The 22,867-nt window shown below is 57.0% G+C and carries 18 protein-coding genes; 15 read left to right on the plus strand and 3 right to left on the minus strand.

The genetic code is table 11. The features are described 5' to 3' along the window. From GT019_RS17580 to GT019_RS17600, 5 genes are all read left to right on the plus strand, one after another. On the plus strand, nucleotides 1-1,458 hold a 1,458-nt coding region (locus GT019_RS17580; RefSeq protein ID WP_201755434.1), incomplete at its 5' end, for an S-layer homology domain-containing protein. 92 nt (nucleotides 1,459-1,550) lie between these two features. Then, nucleotides 1,551-2,783, plus strand: a complete 1,233-nt coding sequence (locus GT019_RS17585; protein ID WP_161744500.1) for a HupE/UreJ family protein — start codon at nucleotides 1,551-1,553, stop codon at nucleotides 2,781-2,783. A 78-nt stretch (nucleotides 2,784-2,861) separates the two neighbouring features. Further along, on the plus strand, nucleotides 2,862-3,956 hold the full coding sequence (locus GT019_RS17590; RefSeq protein ID WP_235948485.1) for a permease: 1,095 nt from the start codon (nucleotides 2,862-2,864) through the stop codon (nucleotides 3,954-3,956). Between the two features lie 17 nt (nucleotides 3,957-3,973). After that, a complete protein-coding gene (locus GT019_RS17595) occupies nucleotides 3,974-4,906 on the plus strand; it encodes a TIGR03943 family putative permease subunit (RefSeq protein ID WP_161744501.1) in 933 nt (310 codons plus the stop codon). Nucleotides 4,907-5,027: 121 nt separating this feature from the next. Further along, nucleotides 5,028-5,915 (plus strand): cupredoxin domain-containing protein, encoded by an 888-nt coding sequence (locus tag GT019_RS17600; protein WP_161744502.1) that lies wholly within the window; start codon nucleotides 5,028-5,030, stop codon nucleotides 5,913-5,915. A gap of 183 nt (nucleotides 5,916-6,098) precedes the next feature. On the opposite strand, the gene GT019_RS17605 is transcribed toward GT019_RS17600, so the two are convergent. Further along, nucleotides 6,099-7,292 carry a YibE/F family protein gene (locus GT019_RS17605; protein ID WP_161744503.1) on the minus strand — a complete coding sequence of 398 codons (1,194 nt, stop codon included), beginning with the start codon at nucleotides 7,290-7,292 and terminating at the stop codon, nucleotides 6,099-6,101. 329 nt (nucleotides 7,293-7,621) lie between these two features. Between GT019_RS17605 and GT019_RS17610 the strand changes: the two genes are divergently transcribed. The 4 genes from GT019_RS17610 to GT019_RS17625 all read left to right on the plus strand — a co-directional run bounded on the left by GT019_RS17610 (nucleotide 7,622) and on the right by GT019_RS17625 (nucleotide 14,223). Further along, a complete protein-coding gene (locus tag GT019_RS17610; RefSeq protein ID WP_161744504.1) occupies nucleotides 7,622-9,970 on the plus strand; it encodes a metallophosphoesterase in 2,349 nt (782 codons plus the stop codon). 75 nt (nucleotides 9,971-10,045) lie between these two features. Next, nucleotides 10,046-11,713, plus strand: a complete 1,668-nt coding sequence (locus tag GT019_RS17615; RefSeq protein ID WP_161744505.1) for an S-layer homology domain-containing protein — start codon at nucleotides 10,046-10,048, stop codon at nucleotides 11,711-11,713. 223 nt (nucleotides 11,714-11,936) lie between these two features. Next, the gene (locus GT019_RS17620; RefSeq protein WP_161744506.1) at nucleotides 11,937-13,016 is read left to right on the plus strand and encodes a HupE/UreJ family protein; all 1,080 of its coding nucleotides are present in this window, start codon (nucleotides 11,937-11,939) and stop codon (nucleotides 13,014-13,016) included. Between the two features lie 16 nt (nucleotides 13,017-13,032). Next, nucleotides 13,033-14,223 (plus strand): HupE/UreJ family protein, encoded by a 1,191-nt coding sequence (locus tag GT019_RS17625; protein ID WP_161744507.1) that lies wholly within the window; start codon nucleotides 13,033-13,035, stop codon nucleotides 14,221-14,223. A gap of 199 nt (nucleotides 14,224-14,422) precedes the next feature. Here GT019_RS17625 and GT019_RS17630 read toward each other — a convergent pair whose 3' ends face one another. Beyond that, a complete protein-coding gene (locus GT019_RS17630; protein WP_161744508.1) occupies nucleotides 14,423-14,866 on the minus strand; it encodes a MarR family winged helix-turn-helix transcriptional regulator in 444 nt (147 codons plus the stop codon). A 153-nt stretch (nucleotides 14,867-15,019) separates the two neighbouring features. Between GT019_RS17630 and GT019_RS17635 the strand changes: the two genes are divergently transcribed. The 6 genes from GT019_RS17635 (at nucleotide 15,020) to GT019_RS17660 (ending at nucleotide 21,451) form a co-directional block, all read left to right on the plus strand. Further along, the gene (locus GT019_RS17635; RefSeq protein ID WP_201755435.1) at nucleotides 15,020-16,384 is read left to right on the plus strand and encodes a UDP-glucose dehydrogenase family protein; all 1,365 of its coding nucleotides are present in this window, start codon (nucleotides 15,020-15,022) and stop codon (nucleotides 16,382-16,384) included. Beyond that, nucleotides 16,381-17,442 carry a GDP-mannose 4,6-dehydratase gene (locus GT019_RS17640; RefSeq protein WP_161744510.1) on the plus strand — a complete coding sequence of 354 codons (1,062 nt, stop codon included), beginning with the start codon at nucleotides 16,381-16,383 and terminating at the stop codon, nucleotides 17,440-17,442. Before GT019_RS17635 ends, GT019_RS17640 begins: the two co-directional genes overlap by 4 nt. Then, nucleotides 17,408-18,115, plus strand: a complete 708-nt coding sequence (locus tag GT019_RS17645) for a glycosyltransferase family 2 protein (RefSeq protein ID WP_161744511.1) — start codon at nucleotides 17,408-17,410, stop codon at nucleotides 18,113-18,115. The genes GT019_RS17640 and GT019_RS17645 overlap by 35 nt, the downstream gene beginning before the upstream one ends. A gap of 1 nt (nucleotide 18,116) precedes the next feature. Next, nucleotides 18,117-18,452, plus strand: coding sequence for a lipid-A-disaccharide synthase N-terminal domain-containing protein (locus tag GT019_RS17650; RefSeq protein WP_161744512.1), 336 nt, complete (start codon nucleotides 18,117-18,119; stop codon nucleotides 18,450-18,452). A 714-nt stretch (nucleotides 18,453-19,166) separates the two neighbouring features. Next, nucleotides 19,167-20,777: a gamma-glutamyltransferase family protein gene (locus tag GT019_RS17655; RefSeq protein ID WP_161744513.1), complete on the plus strand. Its 1,611-nt coding sequence runs from the start codon at nucleotides 19,167-19,169 to the stop codon at nucleotides 20,775-20,777. A gap of 269 nt (nucleotides 20,778-21,046) precedes the next feature. Beyond that, nucleotides 21,047-21,451 (plus strand): cupredoxin domain-containing protein, encoded by a 405-nt coding sequence (locus GT019_RS17660; protein WP_161744514.1) that lies wholly within the window; start codon nucleotides 21,047-21,049, stop codon nucleotides 21,449-21,451. 258 nt (nucleotides 21,452-21,709) lie between these two features. On the opposite strand, the gene GT019_RS17665 is transcribed toward GT019_RS17660, so the two are convergent. Continuing rightward, nucleotides 21,710-22,753 carry a LacI family DNA-binding transcriptional regulator gene (locus GT019_RS17665; protein ID WP_161744515.1) on the minus strand — a complete coding sequence of 348 codons (1,044 nt, stop codon included), beginning with the start codon at nucleotides 22,751-22,753 and terminating at the stop codon, nucleotides 21,710-21,712. Between the last annotated feature and the right edge of the window lie 114 nt (nucleotides 22,754-22,867).

The following is a 22,867-nucleotide window of genomic DNA, read 5'->3' on the forward strand; positions in this document are numbered from 1 at the left end:
GGCGGCTTCACGGCGACAGCGGAAGTGACCGTGAAGGCGGCAACGGTAGCGGTAACGGGCGTCACGCTGGACAAGTCGGAGTTCACGATGACGGTAGGCGATGCGCCGGTGGGCTTGACGGCAACGGTAGCGCCAACCGACGCGACGAACAAGGATGTAACTTGGAGCTCGGATAAAGCCCAAGTAGCGACAGTGGACGCAGCCGGCCAAGTTACGGCGGTCGCGCCGGGAACGGCGACGATTACCGTGACGACAGCGGACGGCGGCTTCACGGCGACAGCGGAAGTGACCGTGAAGGCGGCACCAAGCAGCGGCAGTGGCTACATTCCTCCGGTTACGCCTCCGGCTGCGGACAACTCGTACACGGTGACGGCCGATAAATTGGCCGACAACGGCAGCGGCGGCAAGTCCGCAACCGTACCGGCAGGCACGCAGGAAGTCAAGATTCCGGCGGATACCGCGAATGCGATCAAAGGCAGCAGCCTTGAGTTGACTTCCGGCGATCTCGCGCTGACCGTTCCGGGCGAAGTTCTTCAAGAGCTGCTCGGCAAATTGCCGGCGGACGATCAATCGAAGAGCACGATTTCGCTCCGCATGGTGCCGCTGACCAACGATGAAGCGGCCCAAGCGATCGCCAAGGGCGAAGCGGCCTCCGGCGCCGACTTGAAGCCGGTCGGAGACGTGTACGCGTTCCATCTGTCCGTTACGACGGCAGACGGCAAAACGACGGATCTCTCGACCTTCTCCGAGCCGATCACCATCAAGCTGAAGGTCGGCTCCGACGTCGACGTTAAGTTGGCCGGCGTGTATTACATTGCCGACGACGGAACGCTTGAATACATCGGCGGGCATTATGAAGGCGGCTATATGGTAGCTCAAATCTCCCATTTCAGCCAATACGCCGTCCTTGAGTTCTCCAAAGCGTTCGGCGACGTGCCCGCCAATTATTGGGCTGCCGACGTAATCAAGGAATTGACGGCGCAGCATATCGTAAGCGGCACGAGCGCAAACGCGTACGAACCGAAACGCAGCGTCACGCGCGCCGAGTTCGCATCGCTGCTGGTTCGGGCGCTGCACCTGACGGAGAAAGGCAGCGCCGCGTTCGCGGACGTGAAGTCCACGGACTGGTACGCCGACGACGTCTCGATCGCGGTGCAAGCCGGCATCGTTCAAGGCAAGAGCAGCACGCTGTTCGACGCGAACGCCCCGATCACGCGCGAGGAAATGGTCGTCATGCTGATGCGCGCTTATGCGCACATGAAGGGCGATGCGGCAATCGGCACCGAAGGGGCAACCTTCGGCGACGCCGCCAACATTTCCCCTTGGGCGGCCCAGTTCGTCAAATCGGCTGCGGCGCTCCATCTCGTGCAAGGACGCGGAGCGGGACTTTTCGATCCGAAAGGGATCACGACGCGCGCGGAAGCGGCTCAAATCGTCTACAACCTGATTCATTCATAGACATCCGGGAACAACCTGCAAACACAACAGGATGCCGCTTCATTGCGAAGCTGGCATCCCTGTTGTCTTTTAGAGGGAGGAGGCTCCAAAAAATGGTTCGCTATCAATCCGCAGCACGCTATACGGCTTGTTTTCTGGCCGCGTTGGTTCTGGCCATGCTTTCGTTCGCATGGCAAGCCGACGCGCATGCTTACAGCGCCGGGTACGCGACGCTTGATTTGACCAAGACCAGCACCGAACTGACCTACTCCTTGGATGAGCTGTCGGTCATCGAGCTGGTGGGCGGCGACGTCAACAAGAACGGCATGCTGGAACAGGAAGAGTTCGAAAAGGTGAAGGATCCGTTGATCGCATTGGTGCGGCAAAACATCGTCTTGAAGCTGGGGGGAACCGCGACGCCATGGACGAAGGTCGTCAGCAGCGTGCTCGACCGGCAGGGGGATGCGACGAAGGCGATTCTGAAAGTCTCGTATCCGCCCGTCGGAGCCAATCAAGCGGTCGCCATGACGGACCAATTGTATAAGCAGAGCAGCACATCGAACTACGTGGATTTGCTCACGATCAATTACGGCAATCAGAAGAGCACCGCGGCCTTGTCGGGCGACAACCGGTTGTGGGCGATGCAAATGACCGAGAGCGAATACGCCGCGCTGCCGCAGGATGCCAGCTCGCCGGCGTCCGGCAACGGCCAGGCGGAGAAGCCCGACGCGAACGGCCAAGCCAACGCCGCGACCCAATCAAGCACCGCGTCCCGGCCGCAATCGGGCGGCGACTCGCCGACCTCGGGCTGGATTTCGTTCCTCAAGCTCGGCATCAATCACATTCTTAGCGGCTATGACCATCTGCTGTTTCTGTTCTCGCTGCTCATCGCCAGACAAACCTTCAAGCAGTATGCCGCGATGATCACGGCGTTCACGGTCGCGCACAGCATCACGCTGACGTTGACCGTTCTCGGCATCATCGACGTGTCGCCGCGGATCGTCGAGCCGGCCATCGCGCTGAGCATCTGCTACGTCGCCATCGACAACATCGTGCGCGGGAAGGTCAGCTACCGCTGGGTGCTGACGTTCTTGTTCGGCCTCATTCACGGCATGGGCTTCGCCGATCTCCTGAAAGAAATGGACCTGCCGAAATCCGAATTGGCGGGCGATCTGATCAGCTTCAACCTCGGCATCGAAATCGTTCAAATTTCGCTCGTCGCCGTGCTTCTGCCGCTCTTGTACCTGCTGCATAAGTGGCAGTACGCAAGGCGCGCGGTCATGGCCGGCTCGGCGGCGGCGTTCGCGCTCGGCGGAATCTGGCTCGCGGAGCGCATCATGACTTAGCTGGCTGCGGCATTGCTTCGCAAAACGGAGCTTATGCTTTCGAAGCAGTTTGCTTCGCAAACTTTTAGGAGGATTCCTATGCAAAATACGGCTACGGCTTCCAGACCGCGGCGCGGGAGCGGCAATTGGATGGCCCTCTTCTCCATCGTGTTCATCATCGGCCTTTATCTGCTCTCGACGCATTCGCCCGGGACCATCCTTAGCAATCCGAAGCTGCAGATCGTCAAAATGATGTTCATCAGCGTGATCATCGAAGCGCTGCCGTTTATTCTGATCGGGGTCATCGTCTCCGCGCTGCTGGAAGTGTTCGTGTCCGAGCAGACGATCAAGCGGTTGATTCCGCGCAATCCCCTGCTCGGCATCGTGGCGGCCAGCTTCATCGGCATCATCTTCCCGATCTGCGAGTGCGGCATGGTGCCGGCGATCCGCCGTCTCATTCATAAAGGCGTGCCGCTGTACGCGGCAACGACGTTTCTCGTCGTGGGGCCGATCCTCAACCCGATCGTGTTCTGGTCCACGTTCACGGCCTTCCGCAACAAGCCGGAGATCGTCTGGTCCCGGATGGGACTCGCCTTCGCGGCGGCGATCGTCATCGGGCTCATCGTGCACCGCTTCGTCAAGACCGACCAATTGAAGTCCGCGGCAAGCCACGATCACGGACATGGACTCGGTCACGACCATGCTCATCACGACCATAACCATCTTCACGACGATCATAACCGTCATCACGGCCACGCTCATCATCACCCTAAACCTAACCGCGCCATGGGCAAGCTGGTGGACGTCATGAGCCATTCCATCGGCGAATTTTTCTCCATGGGCAAGTATTTGATGATCGGCGCGCTGCTGGTCGGCCTGCTTCAAGCGTTCGTCACTCGGGGCACCCTCGAGGCGCTCGGTCATGGCCCGGCGGGCTCGGGCGCGATCATGATGGGACTCGGCTTCCTGCTGTCGCTCTGCTCCACGTCGGATGCGTTCGTGGCGCAGTCGTTCACGACGACCTTCGCCCCGGGCGCGCTGGTCGCGTTCATGGTGCTCGGGCCGATGCTGAACCTGAAAGGGCTGCTGATGATGTCGGCGGTATTCAAAACGCGCTTCGTGCTGCTGTACGGCGCGCTCGTCGCCGTTATCGTGTATGCGGGCACGTGGGCGCTCGGGCAATTCATACTGTGAGGAAAGGGGGACGCATGATGACGACGAACCGGCTAGCGCCTTTGCTGCATCACGCCGTCCGTTTGACGATCTTGTTCGGACTGACGGCTTACATCGCGTATTTATCGCTCACCGGGCAGATTCTGCTCTTCATCGCGCCGCAGCTCGTGAAATACGTCGACCTGGCCGCGATATGCATGGCGCTGTTCATGATCGGCCAGCTGTATCTGCTCGTTCGGTCGTTCCGAGAGCCCGTCCCTTCCTGCGCCTGCGGCGCGGCGGACGGACATTCGCACGGCGACGATCACGGGCACAGCCATGAGCCGACGGGAGGTCCCGTCAAGAACGGGCTCGTATACGGGTTGTTCCTTCTCCCCGTTCTGCTGGGATTATTGATGCCGAACGAAGCGTTCGCGGGGTCGCTCGCGCATAACAAAGGCATGAATCTGGGCGTCTTCACGGGCGGCGGCATGCCGGCGGATCTGGCGCGGCTGGACGGCGGCGAGGATCCGGATCTGAAGACCCTATTCAGGTCGGACACGTACAACCGGGATTACGCCAAGCTCGGCATGCTGCTTTACAAACAGGACAAGATCGTCATGAGCGACGAGTGGTTCATCGAGAAGCTGCAGGCGATGAACACGTTCGTCGACAATTTTCAAGGCAAGACGCTGCAGATCACGGGCTTCGTTTACCGCGAGGACGGTTTGCCGGCCAATCAGCTGATCATCGGACGGATGGCGATGACGCACTGCATCGCGGATATCTCGCCTTACGGCATCATCGCGGAGGCGGACAACGCCGCAAGTTTCGCGAACGATACGTGGGTGACGATTACGGGGACGCTTTCGAAGACGACTTCTCATGAAATGCCCGTCATCAAGTTAATGATCCAAAGCACGGAACCGGCATCCGCGCCGAGCATCCCGTATATTTACCCGGACTGGGACTTCGCGAAGAAATTGAAATGACGGCTGGCCTGGCCGGAACGCCGGCGGCTGCGAACCACGATCGAATCAATGAAGGGCCAATCGAAGGGCCAATTAATACGCGCATCAGATCGCGCGCGAACGAACACGGAGGGTGGACGTCATGCTGTTCAATACGGGGAGTCTTCTGCTGGTAGGGGTAATCGAGCTCTATTTCATTTTCATCGGTTTTCAAAAAAGAAGCGTCTGGTCCAAGCGGACGGGCACGCGCATGGCTGCCGCGGTCGCGGTGCCGGGAAGCTTCGCCTTCGGCACGATTATGGCGCAGTCCTACGACCTGCCGCTGATTACGCTGCTGGCGTTCGCGGTGCTGTTCGGCGCGGCGGCCGGCGTCCTCGGCGGATCGCCCTACGGGCCGCGGGCAGCGACTAACGGCGGCTTGGCGGGGTCGATCGCCGGCATGCTCGGCACGGTGCTGGGCAGCCTCTTCTTCGGCTCCGGCCAGGTCGTGCTGGCTGCGGCGCTGACGTTCGTCGTCATCGCGTTTCTCGCCCTGCGGATCGCGGAGCGGGCGCCCGGCAGCGGCGCTTCGCCGCAAAAGGCCGCCAAGGGCAAGCCCAAGGCGGCGATAAAGGCTTCTTACCGAAGCGCGTACGTGCTCGCCGCGTGCGCCGTCGTCTGCTTCGCGGGCATCCTCTTGCTGCAGGACCGGCTGCACCTCGGCGCGATCGGCCTGCCGCAAACGCAAACGGCGGTCATGGACGACGAGAACGACCTGCAGGTCGCCACGATCGACGTGACCGGAGCCGGCTTTGCGCCCAAGGTGACCGAGTTTCAGGCGAATGCCATGATCAAAGTCATCTTCAACGTCAAGGCCAGCGCGGGAAACGGATTGAAGATCGTCTCCAAGGATCTGAACTTCAGCGCCGACGTCAAACCGGGCCAAAACATATTCCTGCTCAACAATCCCCAGCCCGGCGATTACGCGATCGAGGTCGGTTCCAAAGGCTATGCGGGCACCTTCACGGTCAAGCCGGCCGCCAAGCTATAAGGGAAGCGCGCCCCTTGCGGCCGTCCTTGCCGGCTGAACGCTCGGTGAACGTCATGGCAGGGGATACTCGTTCGGAATAGGCGCCAACGTGGCCGCATGAAAAAAGGAACAAGTCATGAAGTCGACGTGTTCCTTTTTGCATCGTTTGAAGTTGCTCGGTTAGTTTAAAGTTGCTCGGTTAGTTTAAAGTTGCTCGGTTACTTGAAGTTTCTCGGTTACGGGAGCCATTGCCGGCAGTCGTTCATACTTCGGAATGATTCTGGAGGATACGAAGGCAACGGCAGGCACGAGGAGCACGATTCCGATGCAGCCGCTCATGCCGAGGATAACTTCGATTCCGATCAGGTTCATGTTCAGCATTTGTGCAATGGAAGTGCGCAGCGCGTAGATGACGATGAGCGAGCTAAGCGCGCTGCCCGTGAACGCGAGTATCAACGTGGATGCCATCGTGCCCATCATATCCCGTCCCACGCTGAGACCGGCCAAGTACAATTCCTTCCTGCGTATGGTTGGTTTGGCGAGGTACACCTCATGAACGGCTGCGGCGACCGAGATGCTGACATCCATCATCGCGCCTAACGATGCAAGCAAAATACCCGCGAACAACAGATCTTTCAGCTGTAAACCCGTGTTATGCGAAATGGTCACGAGCGCTTCTCCGCTATCGATGTTGTACCCCGAGATATGCGCCATATTTCCGGCTACATAAGCGATAAGACCGGCTACCGTCACGCCGATCAGCGTACCGATGATCGCCGACCAGGTTTTAGAGCTCCACCCGTTCAGCAGAACAAGCGTGACGAAGGTTGCCAGAATGACGATCAACACGGCTGCCAAAATCGGTGAATACCCTCTATAAACCATCGGAATGAACAAATAAACGATGCAACCGAACGTGAAGATGATGCCGATCACGGACAGCAGCCCTTTTTTGCCTCCGACCGCCCATAACGCGGCAAAGAAGAGCAAGATTAGACCGAGGATGATAGGGGCCTTATGGTTGCTGTATACAAAAACCTCATATTCTTTCGTGGAAGCCGTATCCACGTTTACGACGGCCGTCGAGCCTGGTTTGAATATATTATGATTGAATAGGCTGACGTAGTTGACGATAGTGCGAACTTCGCCCTTATGCTCGCCGGTCAGGATCTTCACTTCTAATTGCTGCGTACCGGTTCGAAGATTGAGTTGATCGGGACTTTGTTCTAATTGCTCATCGACAATCTTCAATACTTTCGCCGTTTCGTATTTAGAATCCGCGACGCCCGATTGGAGGTATTTCACCTCAGGCGCCTTATGAAACATATAAATGGAAACGCAGATGGCTGCCAGTGCCAGGAGAGAGAGAGCCGTTCTTGTCGTTTTCGTTAATTTCATCGCTTACCTCCGAGTAGGTTCTGTATGCATGAACGGCCCAAATACCCCAAACACACTAATCAATCTATCTCATTGTCAAAAAATGCACAAGGAGGTTAATATATTGTTTTCGTAAGCGATTTGCCTCTAAATCGAAAGACTCAGAGCCCAAAAAAGGCGTTCTCGCACGGAGGGCATTGGTCGTAGGTCTTTGGTGATTGATGATAGATTAGACATAAATTTACAAAGGTAACACTAAATTCTGAAAGCGATTTAACAAATCAACCTTACACTTACAGGGTCGGGCTAATAGGCTCGCAAAATAGGTTAAGGGGAGTGTTGGTATCTCAATGTTTAGCAAAGGCAAGAAGAAGCAATTCACGAAGATAGGTTCGTTGATTCTATCTTCGGTGTTGGCAGTATCGATATTGCCAGCAAGCGCGCTTGGAGATGGAGGAGCCGTCGGCGAAGAAGCAGCAGTCGAAGTACAAGCCGCCTATACGTCCAAGGCCCTTTCGCTTTCTCCGGGGTCCGATGTGTCCCAATTGAACTTCGCTTGGTACTCTTCCGTTGATCCGGGTGCGGCCGTCGTTCAAATGGCGAAAACCGCAGATCTGGTTAACGGGACCGATTTCCCGGCTGCCGACAAGATTATGACCTTCACTGGAACGACTTCCGCGGCTGTCACCGGCTACAATTCCAACAAAGTAACGGCAACGGGTCTTGAGCCGAACACCCAATACGCGTACCGCTTCGGAGACGGCACGGACGGTAACTGGAGCGCGGCTTCCAATTACAAAACACCGAATCCGGACAGCTACACGTTCATGTACGTCGGCGATCCGCAAATCGGCGCGAGCGGCAACGCAACCACGGACGGCGCGGGCTGGAAAAGAACCATGCAACTTGCGAAACAAAACTTCCCGAACATCGACTTCGTCATGTCGGGCGGCGATCAGGTCGATACGGGAACATCCGAGGCGCAATACGATCTGTACCTGGCTCCCGATCAACTCAAGAATATTCCGGTCGCGACTACCGTCGGCAACCATGATACGAATATCAACTATCAGTACCACTATAACGTACCTAACCTGACGACCCTGGGCGGTCAAAAAGTCGGTACCGACATCGTGAACGGCGATTACTCGTATACGTATGGCGACGCGCTGTACATGGTGCTGAACTCCAACAGCTCCAGCACCGCGGATCACGCCGTATTCATGAGACAAGCCGTAGCCGATCACCCGGATACCAAATGGCGGTTCGTTACGCTGCATCATGACATCTACGGCGCCGGCTCGGCTCACTCGCAATCGGATTCGCTAGATAGAAGACTCTATCTGCAGCCGGTCATCGACGAGCTAGACATCGATCTGGTATTCACCGGTCATGACCACTCGTACGCGAGATCGTACCCGCTCTATAACAGCAATGTCCAAACGCAATTCAAGGACGGAGAAGGCAACGATATCAACCCGACCGGAACGTCCTACTTCACGGCGAACTCCGCGAGCGGCAGTAAATACTACGATCTGGCACCGGTAGCGGAATACTACTCCGAAGCTCGGATCCAGCACAGGAAGACGTCGTTCTCCACGGTTACCGTAACCCCGACGACCTTCACCTACGATACGTACGAGATTGAAACGGACGACAGCCTCACGAAGATCGACTCCTACAAAGTGCTGAAAAAACCGGAAGACGCGAAGGTTTACGCGAAAGCAGAAGATAAATCCAGCACGTACTACGCCATCAAGAACGCGAACGCCGTGAAAGACCTCGACGTAACGTTCAAGTTCGACAGCACGAAAGCGAAATTCAAAGCAGCGGCATTGGTAACGCCGGATACGGGCAGCTTCGTAGTCGACACCGCTACGGCCGGAGAAGTAAACATCAAGGCGACGCTGGCAACTCCGATCCACACCGTGGATTATGCGGATGTCATCAAGCTGACGTTCGAAGCGCCGACCGGCCAAAAATCCGCCGTAACCAACGTAGAGCTTACGAGATCCGATCTCACGACGTTGAACAAACACAAAGCAAAAGTTTCCACGATCGAAGCGAACAATGCTCCGATTACGGTTACGAATCAACCGAACGTCAAAGTGTACGCCAAAATGAGCACGATCATCGCGGAACTGTCCAAAAAAGCAGAATTCTATCTGGCGCTGAGCAACACGGACGACGTGAACGCGCTCGACGTGACGTTCAAGTACGACAGCACGAAATTTAAATTGCTGACGCCCGAGTTGATCGGCCAGGACGATAACATCCAAGCCTTCGAAGATAAGGATGGCACCGTACGATTCCTCGCGGGCTTTACGAAGCCGATAACGGCAGAGGGTTATACGGACGTCGTGAAGCTGACGCTCGAACCGAAGAACATATTCAACCGGTTCTTGCAAGCGGACATCGAACTCGAGAAGGTAACGACGGCTTCCAAGGGAATCAACACGGAAGTGCTGAACAACACGGAGGAAAAAGCGGCATCGATCCTGATTCGCACGTTTAAAGACGTCGTCGACGTGAACGAAGACACCAAAGCGGACGTTGGCGATATTTCCTTCGCTACCCAGTTCTACAGATTAACTTCTGCCGATTCGGGATGGGCAGGAGCGAAGCGCGCCGACGTTGTCGAAGACAACGTGATCGATACCGCGGACTTAACCTTGATCATGAACCACATTATAAATTAAGAAAAAGCAGGTAAAGGAGCGGGAGAAGACCTTGCGTCTTCTTCCGCTCCCAACTAACTTAGGGAGTTTAAACCAATGAAAATAAAATGGTTAGCCGCACTCATAGTCATCTGTTGCCTTAGCTTCCAGGTACCTGCTTATGCGTTAGCCGATCAACATATTCAATCCGTGGACTTCTCTCAATCCAGCATCAAGGTCGGCGGCAATGCCTTTTCCGTCGATATTCTCTTGGACAATAACGCCCCGTTCAGCAGCGCCGAATTCGGTCTTCGCTTAGACGGTGTAACGATTCAAACCGTCACCTTAAGCGGCACGACGTCCGGCAGCTCCAAAGTGGGTCCGAAAGAAAGCAATGGCGTGACGTACCTCGGCTTTTATGATCTTGCCAATAAATACAACGGGAAAATAAACGTCGCTACGATCACGTTCGCCTACACGGGCAGCGCCGCGGCGACGGTCACCCTTGCAGAAACGAAAGTAACGGCCATTACAACCGTCGGCTCTGTAAGCTCCGAAACGGCGCAGCCGAATAAAGTGCTGAACGTCACGCGCGATGAAAGCGGCGGCAACACGGGTCCGGGCAACACAACGGGAACCACGCCTCCTCCGGCTAACGACGGTTTGTACGTGCTGAGCAGCCAAGATGCGCTCGTCGCGGTGGAACAAGCCAAAACGGACAAGAACAATGTCAAGGTTATCACCCTCGATGCAACCGGAGTCAAGCCGGATGACAAAGGTGAAATCGCGATGCAATTCCCTTATTTCCTGCTCGCGACGTCCGAGAAGCGGTTGGTTACGGTGTTGACGCCGTACGGAACCTTCAATCTTCCGTCCAACGTGCTGCCGAAGGAACAAGCGGCCAATGCCAATACGTTGACGTTGGTCGTGAAGAAGCAGGACGTATCCCTCCTGTCCCCGGATGTTCAGGCGCAGCTCGGCAATCATCCGGTGTTCGATCTGCATTTCATGGTGGACGGGAAAGCGATTGCTTGGAACAATGACGAGGCTGCCGTAACGGTATCGATTCCTTACGCGCCGACCGCGGACGAAGCAAAGAACAGCGATAAATTGGTCGTGTTTTATATCGACGATCAAGGCAAGCTGCATGCGGTGGCCAACAGCGCGTATAACGCGCAAAGCGACAGCATTCAATTCGCAACCAACCATTTCAGCAATTACGGCATCGCTTTCGCCCAGAAGAGCTTTACTGACATTCAAACCTCGTGGGCGAAGAACGAGATCGAAGCGCTTGCCGTGCGCGACATCATTACCGGCATGACGGCAACGACGTTCGTTCCGGCGGCCAATATTACGAGAGCGGACTTCACCAAGCTGCTAGTCGGCGTGCTGGGTTTGAAAGCGCAGAAGCAAGGCGCGGATTTCAGCGACGTCAGTTCGACGGCGTATTACTATGAAGCCGTCATGACGGCGAAAGCGGCCGGCCTGGTCAACGGATCCAGCGACAACAAGTTCAACCCTAAATCGCAGATCACCAGACAGGAAATGATGGCCTTGATGGATCGCGCGTTCACGATTGCCGGCAAACCGCTTTCGGAGAAAGCCTCCCTCTCTGCTTTCGGCGACGCGAAGCAAGTGTCGGCATACGCAACGGACAGCACGGCGAAGCTCGTCGCCGCGGGCATCATCAGCGGCAGCAACGGCAAGATTAGACCGCTGGACAACTTGAAACGCGACGAAGCGGCCAAAGTCCTGTATGCCATCTTTACCCGCTTGAACCAGTAATCGGGGAACAATCGTTATGCTTGCGAGCTGGACAAGCTTTCGCTGAAATTAAAGAAAGGAACAAGTCACGGCATCGACTTGTTCCTTTTTTTGAGCTATTCGCCTTCACGCTGATTGATAGAAACGAAATGGAAGATGAACTTAATATTGGCATAATTAACGTATGGTATCGTGTGAACTGAAGCAGATTTCAGTTCATTAGGAGGCAGCGATGTTACGAAGATTGGGCAGGCTTATAGGCTGTACGGCAATTGTTTTCTGTTTTGCGATAGGTTTATTTCCCAAGGCTACGTCCGCTCATGACAATGTAAGCATAGCGTTTACGGATATTTCGATGGATGGCCATGCCATTAAAATGGTCTTGCAAATCAATATGTACGATATCCGGGTAGAGGCGACCCCGGAAGCGCCGGATGTAGGGGACCTGACACCGGAGGCTTACAATCGGTTTGTCACGGAGCTGCAGGATCCCGTAGAAAAATATTTGCTGGCGAATATACAGCTGTATGCGGACGATTTGCCGCTTAAAGGAAAAATGACGCGGCTGAGTCAGGTCGAGGTCAAGGATCAGAACCAGCCGTTCGCGGAAGCGGTGCTGGAGTTTCCGGTCGTGAATACGCCGCGGAAATTCGAAATGGCGTATAATCTGGTCTTTCAGCGCGATCCCTATCACGTCAATTACGTCAACGCGGCGCTCGGCGATTTAAAAGCGAACGCGGTGTTCGTCGCCGAACTGCATGAAATGAAAATCGGGGAAATGAGTTTGCCCTACACGTTGGGGCATTTTGCCTTGCTCGGTCTTAAGCAAATGTTGATTATGTTCGAAGCGATAATTTTAATCGCGCTGTTGATTATAGGTCGGACATCCTTCAAGCAGCTTGCGATCGCGCTATTCGTCTTCTTGGGCATGGTTGCCGTAACGTTGGCGTTGGCGAGCATGCGAGCAGTGGACCTGCCCAGCCAGTTCACTCATTTCATGGTTGCTTTAAGCGTTGTTGTCGTTTCATTGTATACCCTGCTCGGCAAGAAGAAAAATCTCTATCCCTGGATGGCGGGAGGGTTCGGTTTCTTCTACGGGGCCGGTTATGTGGAAGGTCTGGCCGGGTTGGAACCGGACGGAGGGAATAACGCATACCCCGTTCTGGCGTATATGACCGGAATCGGCGTCGCGTTGATTTTGGTAGCCGGCCTCTTATACCTCCTGCTTCAGTTCGCCTTGAAAGCGAAGAGCGCGATTCCGCGAATATCGAAAGTGATCGTGCCGGTTGCAATCCTTTGGCTGCTTGTAAAACTATTCTTCTAAGCTAAGGAGAGAAATCATGTTTCGTATCCAAGCTGCAATGCGAATTTCCGTCATGCTGTCCATTCTATCCCTGCTGTTCATTCCGCTCGGACAAGCGGACGCCCATGCCTACAGCGCCAGCTATACGACGTTGACGCTGACGAAAGCCAACGTCGGCATGACGTACACGCTTGACGAGCTTTCCGTCATCGAGCTGACGGAGGGCGACGCGAACAAGAACGGTACGCTGGAGCAGGAAGAGTTCGACGGGGTAAAAGACGAATTTTTGGCATTGTTAAAGAAAGATATTCAGTTGAAAATCGATAACGTGCCGCAGGAATGGTCCCAGATCGAAAGCTATGCGCTGAAACGCGAAGGAAACGCAACAAAACTGGTCCTCGCGATCGACTTCCCCCCCGTATTGGCTTCCCAATCGATCGAGTTAACGGATAATCTGTACTTAAGCGATAAAGTGACCGCGAATTACGTCGATTTAGTCAAAATCGATTACGGCAAACATAACAGTACATCCGCCTTGTCGGGAAAGTACCGCGTATGGTCGATGAAACTCGCCGATAAAGATTACGCGGCTCTCCGTCCGGACCTGCAATCGCAGGCGGATGCCGATAGCGCCGCATCCGGCGGTACGGAAAGTTCGGACGGAACGGAGCATGCTTCGGGCTGGTACTCTTTCTTTACGTTAGGCATGGGTCATATATTAGGCGGCTATGATCATCTATTATTTTTGTTCTCGCTGCTGATCGCGAGGCAAACGTTCGGGCAGTATGCCAAAATGATAACGGCGTTTACGATCGCGCACAGCATCACGCTGACGTTGACGGTGCTCGGCATGATCGATGTGCCTGCGTGGTTCGTGGAGCCCGCGATCGCGCTCAGCATCTGCTACGTGGCCGTTGAAAATATCGTACGGAAAAAAGTTAGCTACCGGTGGGTGCTAACCTTCTTGTTCGGATTGATCCATGGCATGGGCTTCGCCGATATTTTGAAAGAAATGGAGATTCCGAAGAGCGAGCTGGCAGTCGACTTGATCAGCTTCAATCTGGGCATCGAAACGATTCAAGTCGCGTTGGTTGCGCTGGTGCTGTTCCCGCTCTTCCTGCTGCATCGGTGGAAATTCTCCAGACGGGCGGTTATGGCCGGCTCCGCGATCGCCTTAATACTGGGAGCCTATTGGTTAATCGATCGCATCCTTGCAACGACGGTATAACGGGTGGCCGAAGCGAACGAAGAGACGCCGGAATGATCCTGGCGTCTTTTTCTATTTGCGAAGGGCTTCCGCATCATAGACACGGTCTATAGCGCCTGTGAAAACTATGTATTTCTTAACATAGGCGCTTTCGTATTATAGTGGAGCTAGCCAACGCGCGCGGGTACCGGCCGTTTCATTTTGGTTGTCATGATTCGTTCTAGTCCCGATTATTATAATAGTGATACGCTTTGGTCAGCAGATCGGCCAAGTGCCGGCTTTCTTCCAGGCCCAGATGATCGATCAATCCTCCGAGCGATTCCTTGAAAAGCGCATCGGCTTCCTTGGCGACCTCTTTTCCTTTGGACGTGAGCTCGATGCCGACGGAGCGCCTGTCGTCCGGATCGACGGAGCGCTCGATGAGCTTCTCTTCGATCAGCTTCTTGATCAATTGGGTGACCGTCGGCGTCGTGACTTGCAGCCTTCTGCTGATTTCCGATATTTTGGGCTTGGGATTGCCGCCGTTCTCGAAGTCCAAGATGCAGAAGAGGATGCGTATGTCGCTTCGCGTCAGTCCGCCGACCGGCTTTTGCCGCCATTCGGCTTTCAAGAAACGGAAGAAAGCATCCTGCAGCTGTTGGATCGTTTCGTGGTTGTCGTTCATACCTGCTCCTATCCATTCTGTTTTTTGCGAATCGCGGCCGAGCGCCGCAAGATCGGCTTCATCTTCTGCTTGAAATATACTACATGGATCATTATGATAAAAGTTAAGTTGGTAAACTAATTATTCTCATCTTGCTGGATATGAGGTGGAACGATGGTGAAGATTGGCATTATGGGAACGGGGTACGTCGGGCTTGTCCACGGCGCCGTTCTTGCCGGTAACGGCTTCCAGGTGACTTGCATGGACGTAGACGCCGATAAGATCAAGCGATTGACGGACGGAATTACTCCCCTCTACGAGCCGGGTCTGGATGAGCTGCTCGAACGCGGCATTCGGGAGGGGACGCTGTCGTTCACGACGAGCGCCAAAGAGGTCATTCAATCCAGCGACGTGATCTTCATCGCGGTAGGGACGCCTGCCAAGGACGACGGGAGCGCCAATCTTGCCTATGTCCACGAAGTCGCGCAGGCCATCGGCAAATACGCGAACGGCTATAAAGTGGTCGTCAGCAAATCCACGGTGCCGGTCGGCACCAACCGGACCATCGCGCGCTATCTGGACGGCGCGCTAAAATCGCGGCATGCGCCTTTCCGGCTCGACGTCGCGTCGAATCCCGAGTTTCTGCGGCAGGGCAAGGCGGTCGGCGATTCGCGTTCGCCGTCGCGGGTCGTCATCGGGACCGAGAGCGAACAGGCGAAGCGGATGCTTCAAGCGGTGTACGAGACGCATATCCGCGAGGACGTTCCCTTCCTCTATACGAATCTGGAGACGGCCGAGATGATCAAGTACGCATCCAATTCGTTCCTGGCCGTCAAGATATCATTCGTCAACGAGCTCGCGCTTCTGTCCGAGAAGGTCGGCGCGGACATCGGGGACATCGCGGCCGGCATGGGGCTCGACGAACGCATTTCCCCGCATTTCCTGCAGGCCGGTCCCGGCTACGGCGGGAGCTGTTTCCCCAAAGACACGCAGGCGCTGGTCGACATCGGCCGGCGGAACGGCGAAGAGCTGCATATCGTGCGCGCCGCCATGACCGCCAACGAGAAACAGAAGAGCCGCATGGTCGCCAAAATCGCCGAGCAGCTCTCGTTCGACGGCACGCTCAAGGGGAAAACGATCGCCGTCTGGGGGTTGTCTTTCAAACCCGAGACCGATGATATTCGCGATGCGCCCAGTTATGCTGTTATTAACGGCTTGTTAAGCCGCGGCGCCGCCGTGAAAGCCTACTGTCCGCAGGGCATGAAGCAGGCGCAGCGCCAATGGACCGAGTTGAACGGACTCGTGACCTACTGCGAGAGCGAGGCGGACTGCGCGCAGAACGCCGACGCCATCGTCTTGATGACGGAATGGGAACAGTTCAGGGAGATCAGCTGGGACATCCTGGCGAAAAGCATGCGCGGCAACGCCTTCTTCGATTTGCGCAACATGTTCGCGGAGCATCCGCGGGTGCGTCGGCTTTTCCGCTATTACCCGGTCGGCTCGAGCGAACTGGCGTATACCCTGGAGGAGGCAAAGTGAGTACTTATTGCGTAACCGGGGGAGCGGGTTTCATCGGCTCCCATCTGTGCGAACGTCTGCTGCGGCTGGGTCACCGCGTCGTCTGCGTCGACAACTTCAACGACGCGTACGACTACAAAATCAAGATTAAGAATATCCTGAATAGTAAAGGAATGGAATCGACTTTTCAATCTTTTAACAAAGAAACCGATCTGCTTCATCTGCAGCAGGCTGTCGACGGGGACGGCTACAGGCTCGTTGCTGCGGATATTCGGCATGCGGACGAGTTGGACGGCACGTTCGCGGGCGAGCGGATCGACGCGGTGATCCATCTGGCGGCAATGGCCGGCGTGCGGCCTTCCATCGCGGACCCGCTGCTCTACGAGGACGTCAACGTGCGCGGCACGCTCCACGTGCTGGAGGCGATGCGGAAGCACGGCGTGCGCAAATGGCTGTGCGCCTCGTCCTCGTCCGTGTACGGCAACAACGCGCAGGTTCCCTTCTCGGAGCGTGACATCGTCGACCGGAGCATATCGCCGTACGCGGCCACGAAGAAAGCCTGCGAGGTGCTGGGGCACACGTATTATCATTTGCATGCCATCGATACGATGATGCTGCGTTTCTTCACCGTTTACGGCGAGCGGCAGCGGCCGGACCTGGCGATCCATAAATTCGTGCGCATGCTTGACCGCGGCGAGGAACTGACGGTCTTCGGCGACGGTTCGTCGCGGCGCGACTACACCTATGTCGGGGACATTATCGACGGCATCGTCGGCGCGCTGCACTACGTCGAGGGGCATGAGAACGTCTATGAAATCGTGAATTTGGGCACGAACCGGACGATTTCGCTGCTTGAGCTGGTCCGCGGCGTAGAGCAGGCGCTCGGCAAGACGGCCCGGATCCGCCGGCTGCCGAATCAGCCCGGCGACGTGGCGCGGACGTACGCGGACATATCCAAGGCCAAGCGGCTGTTCGGCTATGACCCGCGGACCGATTTCGCCGATGGCTTGAATAAGTTCGTCACTTGGTATAGGGGGAATACAAATGGTCAAGCTCTCGATCGTCGCGCCGATCTATAACGAAGAAGAGAATATCCTGCTGCTGCACGAGGCGATTACGAACGCCGTCCAGAGCAAAGTGGACAGCTACGAGATCGTGCTGGTCAACGACGGCAGCAAGGACCGGAGCGCCGGCATCCTGAACGAGCTGGCGGCAGCGGATCCCGCGGTGAAGGTGATCCATTTCACGAAAAATTGCGGCCAAACCGCCGCGATTTTTGCCGGCATGAAGGAGTCCTCCGGCGAACTCGTCGCCTTGATCGACGCGGACCTGCAGACGGATCCGCGCGACATTTTCAAGCTGATGCCGTACATTCCGAACATGGATTTCGTGAACGGCAAGCGCGTCAGACGGAAGGATACGCTGGTGAAGAAGGTATCGTCCCGGATCGGCAACGGCGTCCGCAATTGGCTGACGGGGGACAAGATCTACGATACCGGCTGCCCGATGAAGCTCATGAAGCGCGAAGTGGCCGACAGTTATTATTTGTACGAAGGGATGCACCGCTTTCTGCCGACGCTCGCGAAGATCAACGGCTTCAAGGTCATCGAGATCGCGGTATCCCATCAAGAACGGCAGCATGGCGTGTCCAAATACGGCGTATTCAACCGCGCGTTCGTCGGTCTGATGGACGCGATCGTGATCGGTTGGCTGCGCAAACGGGTCATTCGCTACCAGATCCGGGGACAGTAAGATGTGGTGGCATTCGTTGATCGGCAACATCTCCGCCGGCAACATGGCGTGGATCGTGTTCGGGTTCATCGGTCAAATCATGTTCACGATGCGCTTCATCACGCAGTGGCTGGCCAGCGAGAAGGCGAAGCGTACCGTCGTGCCGCTTTCCTTCTGGGTGTACAGCATTCTCGGCAGCGTGGTGCTGTCGATCTACGCGATCTATCGCCGGGACCCGGTGTTCATCCTCGGCCAAGCGCCGAGCGTCTTCATCTACTTCCGGAACATCATGCTGGAGCGCAAAAACAATCTGGCGACCGCGGCGGGAGCGGGGGAGATCAAATCGATGGATTCCTAAGGCGATTGGTTTGCGTTCACTGTCGGAAGACAGGGAATGCAGCATTCGCCAGCTTCCTCGAATAGATTGGTTTGCGTTCACTGTCGGAAGACAGGGAATGCAGCATTCGCCAGCTTCATCGAGTAGATTGGTTTGCGTTCACTGTCGGAAGACAGGGAATGCAGCATTCGCCAGCTTCCTCGAGTAGATTGGTTTGCGTTTCCGTCGCGAGACGGGAATGCAGCATTCGCCAGCTTCCTCGAATAGGAAAGCGAAAGATGGTGAAAAGGGCGTGACCTGCGGTCGGGATGGGCCTGCAATCGCTGTTGTAGTCGGATATCTTGAATGGGAAGACAATTATAGGTTGATATCCGACTACAAAGGCGAACACTTCGTTTTTTCGGCTCCATCCCGACCTCCGGTCACTTCTTCACCCTATTCTTTGGGTGCATAATAAATCGCAAGAGATGCCTAATACGGCTCTTGTTTGTAGCACGAATGAAATGGCTTCGGATGAAATCAGCGGAGTTATTTTTTATTGCGTACAATCTATCCGTTATGAACCGCCTCCCCGGACGGCGCCTAGTTGGTTGGACACGCCCGACCAATCGAGGCGAAGTCCGGATGAAGGCGGTTTTCTCTATCCGGGCGGGAGGAATCGGAAGGGCGTCTAGCGAAATGGTAAACCAATGTGTTTATCATGCGGTACTTTGGAAGAGGAAGGGGATTGCTTACATGACGTTCGATTTGACGAATTATCCGTATCCTTCGCGCAGGACGGCGGCCGTTGCCCGGAAGGGCATGGTCGCGACTTCGCAGCCGCTCGCGTCGCAGGCGGGGCTTCGCGTGCTGCAGCAGGGGGGCAACGCGATCGACGCGGCGATCGCGGCCGCGGCGTGCTTGACCGTCGTGGAGCCGACGGCGAACGGGATCGGAGGCGATGCGTTCGCGATCGTCTGGCATGAAGGGCGCATGCACGGATTGAATGCCAGCGGCCGCTCTCCGATGGCGATGACGATGGAGGCCGTACGGGAGAGAGGCTTCGATTCCGCGATGCCGGCGAACGGCTGGCTTACCGTGACCGTGCCGGGCGCGCCGTCCGCCTGGTCGGCTCTGTCCGAGCGGTTCGGCCGGCTGCCGTTCGCGCGCTTGCTCGATTCGGCCGTGCAGTATGCGGACGAAGGCTACGCCGTGACGCCGGAGCTTGGGGCTACGTGGTCCAAGGCTTACCGGGCGTGGTCCGCCAAGGCGGAGGATCCGCTGCTCGCGGAGTGGTTCCGCGTGTTCGCGCCGGAGGGCCGGGCGCCGCGGCCCGGCGAGCTTTGGCGCTCGCCGGATCATGCGCGGACGCTGGCCGCGATCGCGCAATCGAAGGGCGAAGCGTTCTATCGCGGCGAGCTGGCGGAAGCGCTGGACCGCTTCGCGCGCGACACCGGCGGCTTGATCCGGAAGGAGGATCTGGCGGCGCACCGGCCCGAATGGGTGGATCCGATTTCCGTCCGCTACCGGGGGTACGACATCTGGGAGATGCCGCCGAACGGGCAAGGACTCGTCGCGCTCATGGCGCTGAACGTGCTGAACGAGATTCCCCTGACCCATAGGGAATCGATCGAGACCTGCCATGCCCAGATCGAAGCGCTGAAGCTGGCATTCGTCGACGGCCTGCAGTTCATTACGGATCCGGAGCGGATGCAGGCAAGCGTGAACGAGCTGCTCTCTCCCGCGTATGCCGCGCAGCGCAGGAAGCTGATCGGCGAACAGGCGCTGCTGCCCGTGCCGGGGCAGCTCCCGAGCGGCGGTACCGTGTACTTGGCGACGGCCGACGGGGAAGGCAACATGGTCTCGTTCATTCAAAGCAATTACAGCGGTTTCGGCTCCGGTCTGGTCGTCCCGGGCACGGGCATCGGCCTGCAGAACCGCGGCGCGTCGTTCTCCCTGGATCCGCGGCACGCGAACGCGGTCGAGCCGGGCAAACGGCCGTACCATACGATCATTCCCGGCTTCATCACGAAGAACGGCGAAGCGGTCGGCCCGTTCGGCGTCATGGGCGGCTTCATGCAGCCGCAAGGACATGTCCAGGCGATATCGAACCTGGTCGATTTCGGTCTGAACCCGCAGGCGGCGCTCGACGCGCCGAGATGGCAGTGGCTGGAGGGCAAGCAGCTTGCCGTGGAGACCGGGTTCCCCGACCACCTGGCCAGACAGCTGGAGCAGCGGGGGCATCAGCTTCAGCTGAGGCTGGACCGCAAATCGTTCGGCTGCGGGCAGATCATCTGGCGCGAGCCGAGCGGCGCGCTCATCGGCGGCACCGAGCCGCGAACCGACGGCTGCATCGCCGCCTGGTAAATCGGATCCGGATAGAAGAGCTCACGACCGGAACGTTCGTCGATCGACGAAGCCGCGTTCCGGACGGGGCTCTTTTTGCTTTCGTCCTAAACCGGCGCCGACCGGACCGCTGCAAGGAGCAGAGCTCCCTTCGCGGCAATCGCGGGCGCATCGACCGGCCCGCAGCGGCTGCGGGGAGCATATTTCCGAAGGATCGAACCGATTCTCCATCAACCGCGTTACGTGTAAAGAGGGGTTAAATTACGCAGCGAATGGGATGTGAGAGGGTAATGATCCACAAAAAGCTTGTCCGTACTTGTTTGGTCGCCGTTGCTCTGACCGGCGTATTGTCCGCGTGTTCCGGCAAAACGAATGACACCGAAGCGACATCGGGAAATGCCTCGGCGGGTGCGTCGAGCGCGCAAACGGTTAAAATCGACATGAACGAATTCAGCTTTTCGCTCGCCGAGGTCACGGTGAAGCATGGCGATACCGTGCATTTCGTGCTTTCGAACACGGGCACGGTACCGCATGATATGAACAGCGAGGAACTAAAGCTCGATCAAGACGTGGACCCCGGGAAAACCGCGGAATTCGACTGGACCGCCCCGGATAAGACCGGCACGTACAAAGTGATTTGCGATAAACCGAACCATATGGAGCAGGGCATGACCATGAATTTGATCGTGAACTAGTTCCTGCACGCATCGAGCATGCGGATCATGGGGGCATTCGGCTGCCGTGATGCGAAGCTTGCTAAGCGCGAAAACGGCCATTCAACGAAAAGAAGACATTCCCCCTTTCGCACCTTTGGGGTGAATGTCTTCTTTTTATTTTGGAGCTTCATAAGGGTTACATTCAAGTATGCGGCAAAGTCGTATGCGGGCCAGCGCCAAAGTCTGCCGCCCGCTGCCGCCGTCCCGCAACGATGATTGCCTGGCTGTTCCGCGCGTTCACGACGGGATCGTGCGAATCGTGCTTCCGAGGTAGAAGCCGCCCTTGAGCCGCACCTGCTCGAACGGCAGCAGCGGGTTGGCGATCCTGCGCAGCATCAGCTCCGCGGCCCGCTCGCCGACTTCGCGCACGAGCAGATACGGCCGCGACATCTCGGGAAAATACGGATTTTCCTCGTTCTCCATCCCGATCAGCGAGAAATGCTCCGGAATGTTCAGCTTCAGGAAGCCTGCCGCGATATAGATCCACTCCGCCATGTTCGGCACGGCGCTGATGACCGCGGTGAAGCGGCCCGAGCTCAGCTTGCCGCCGAGGTCCTCCAGCCATGCGGTTCTGTCCCCCGCCGGACCGGTGACATGCTCGCCGGGAGCGGTCAAGCCTTCCAATCCAAGCCGCTCCGCCGCATCCGTGAACGCCTTCCATCGGAGATGGAATCCCCGCAGCGGCGCGATGTCGACCGCGTACAGGATGCGCCGGTGGCCGTGGAGGTACAGCTCCTCCATCGAGCGCTGGACCGCATACTCCACGTCCCAGACGATGCTGTCCACCTCCGCCAGGTCCGGCGGATAATTGATCAGCACCTTGGGGACGGGCAGCCGCAGCAGGACGGCCTCCATCCATTCGGGAATCGCCGCGGTCAGGAACAAGCCGTCGGCGAAGAACAGGTCGTTCCTGTCCAGCCAGGCCTGGAATTCCGCGCCTTCGGACAAGCCGCCCGGAACGATCAGCGGGTACAGCGAATGGCCGAGCTCGTTCAAGCGAAGCCGGACGCCCTCCAGCTGCAGCCGGTGGAAATTCGTATCCCCGATAATGAGCATCGCGAACCGCCGGGATTTGCCGTACACCGCCGGAATCCGCTCTCCGAACAGGCCCGTCTCCTGCTCCTTCGTCCGGTAGCCCAGCGCGCGCGCCCGGTCGGCCACCGTCTTGCGGGTCGCCTCCGCCATGCCCGGCAGGCCGCGCAGCGCCTTGGACACCGTATGGATGGTCAAGCCGAGGTCGTCGGCGATCGTCTGCAGGGTCACCTGTTTTTTTCTGGGCATGTGCCGCATCCTCTCCGGTAAAAGCCGCGTTAAATTGAAATCAGGGCGATAAGTGAAACTAAAATGAAACTATATTTTAAGCGCTTTCTTTTCTAAAATGTAGTAGAAATTCAG

Origin of the sequence: Paenibacillus glycinis (genome assembly GCF_009909185.1) — a bacterium.
GTDB lineage: Bacteria > Bacillota > Bacilli > Paenibacillales > Paenibacillaceae > Paenibacillus_Z > Paenibacillus_Z glycinis.